Raw genomic sequence first — 2,358 nt, forward strand, 5'->3', positions numbered from 1 at the left:
CTACACGCATTTGTATATCCTGGACGATCACCAGCAGCTGTTACCTGTCGGTGTAGACGGAGAGATCTACCTGAGCGGGCAGTCAGTAGCGAAAGGATACTACGGCAAGCCGGAACTGACTGCAATGAAGTTCACTGAGAATCCATTCATACCAGGTATGCCGATGTACCGCACCGGTGATATAGGCCGCTGGTTGCCGGATGGATTGGTCGCCTTCGGCGGCCGTAAAGACGACCAGGTGAAAGTAAGAGGCTACCGTATCGAATTGGGAGAGATACAATATCAGCTGGAACAACATTCCGGGGTAGAACAGGCAGTAGCCATCGTAGACGCCGTAAACGAAGAGAACAGGATACTGGCTTACTGGGTGGGAGAGGACGAACTGTCGTCCACTGACCTGAAAGCTTACCTGTCTGCAAAGCTGCCATCCTATATGGTGCCCGACTACTGGATAAAACTGGAAGCCATCCCGCTGAACAGTAACGGTAAGGTCGACAAGAAAAAATTACCACGGCCACTCACCGGGCTTACGGATGAAGTGCCGGTGGTGCCTCCCGGTAATGAAACGGAACGCCGCCTGCTGGAGCTATGGCAGCAGATCCTGCACATCGGCACGATAGGAGTCACACATAATTTCTTTGATCTCGGCGGGCATAGCCTGAAAGCTACCAGGCTCAGGTCTATGATAGCAAAGGATTTTGGCAAAGACATTACGCTCAATGAAATCTTTTCCTTCCCTACCATCGCACAACAGGCAGTATTGATTGACACAAGAGGCATCACAACGGCTGTCGACATTATCAGAACAGAAGACCAGGCCTGGTATCCGATTTCTTTCACACAGGAGCGCCTGTGGGTGCTCACTGGTTTTGAAGAAGCATCCAGGGCTTATAATATGCCTGCTGCATTCAGAATCCGGGGCCGTCTTGACGAACAGAAACTGGAAGCGGCCTTCAGGTTGGTGATCGCAAAACATGAGTCGCTGCGTACGGTATTCGCCGAAAGAGAAGGGCGGCCGGTACAGATAGTGAAGACTGCGACGGAAGTAAATTTCAGTATTGAAAAAATAATTATTGATAACATATTACCTGCTGAGGAAGAAATGGCTTTCCTGCAACGCAAGTGGCAGGAGCCATTTGATCTGGAGAAAGGACCGTTATTATCCTGCTTTATATTAAATACCCCTGCCGGCAGCTTGTTGTCTTTTAATATGCATCATATCATCAGCGACGGTTGGTCAGTAACGGTGTTGTTCAACGACGTAGTAGAGGCATACAGGCGCCTGCTGGCGGGAAATGCAGTGCAGCTCCCATCATTGCCGCTGCAGTTCCGCGATTTTGCAATATGGCAGCGCAACAGGATGCAGGGAGAAAGATTGCAGGCATGCAAAGAATACTGGAAAACAATGTTTGAAGGCGATCTGCCCGTCATGGACCTGCCCGCTGATTATCCACGACCAGCGGTGAAGACTTACCAGGGCGCCACATTGAACTATACCTTCCATAAGGAGTTGTCCGGAAAAATAAACCAGCTCGCCAGGCAATCAGGCGCGAGTCTGTTCATGGCATTGATGAACGGCGTGGCGGTATTGCTGAAGAAATACACCGGTCAGTCTGATCTGGTAATAGGAACGCCGGTGGCCGGAAGGAACAGCGAAGCATTACAGCGGCAGATCGGGTTTTATGTAAATACCCTGGCGATTCGCACAGAAATATCAACAGACGCTACTTTCCGGTCGTTATTGGCAGCACAGAAAGAAAGGATGCTGGAAGCATTCGAATACCAGGATTATCCTTTTGAAATGTTGATTGAAGACCTGGATCTGAAAAGAGACCTGTCGAGATCCCCGTTGTTTAATGTAATGCTGGTACTGCAGAACCTGGAGGGCATGAACAGGGAGGCAATGCGGGAGGTGGCGCCGGGATTACAGTTCGAATGGCTGGGGATACCTGCCGGAATGGCTAAATACGATCTTACCTTTTCATTTGCAGAAAGTCCTGGCGGCCTGCAGATGGAGCTGGAATATAATACTTCCCTGTTTAAAGCCTCCACGGTTGAAAGGATGGCACGCCACCTGGAATGCCTGTTCGCACAGGTCGTAAGTGATCCCGGAAAGCCCGTGGGTACACTCGATATACTGGATGCGGCAGAGCGGGAAGAAATCCTGTACCGCTTTAACCGCCCGGTCGGTGAAGTAGCTGCTATCAGTATTCCGTACTTGCTGGAAGCCCGCCTGCAAAGTATGGGTGATGCTCCGGCCATCATCTGTGGGGATGTAGTTGTTTCATATAATGAACTACGTGACCGCAGTGACCGCATCGCCTCCTGTCTCACAACGGTAGCTGGTTTGCAGCCTGG

1 protein-coding gene is annotated in these 2,358 nt (G+C 50.6%); it reads left to right on the top strand.

The features are described 5' to 3' along the window. Positions 1-2,358, top strand: a 2,358-nt coding sequence (locus VM802_RS00945; protein WP_325527007.1) for a condensation domain-containing protein, incomplete at both ends; no start/stop codon positions are given.

This window comes from Chitinophaga sp. (assembly GCF_035538455.1).
Classification (GTDB): domain Bacteria; phylum Bacteroidota; class Bacteroidia; order Chitinophagales; family Chitinophagaceae; genus Chitinophaga.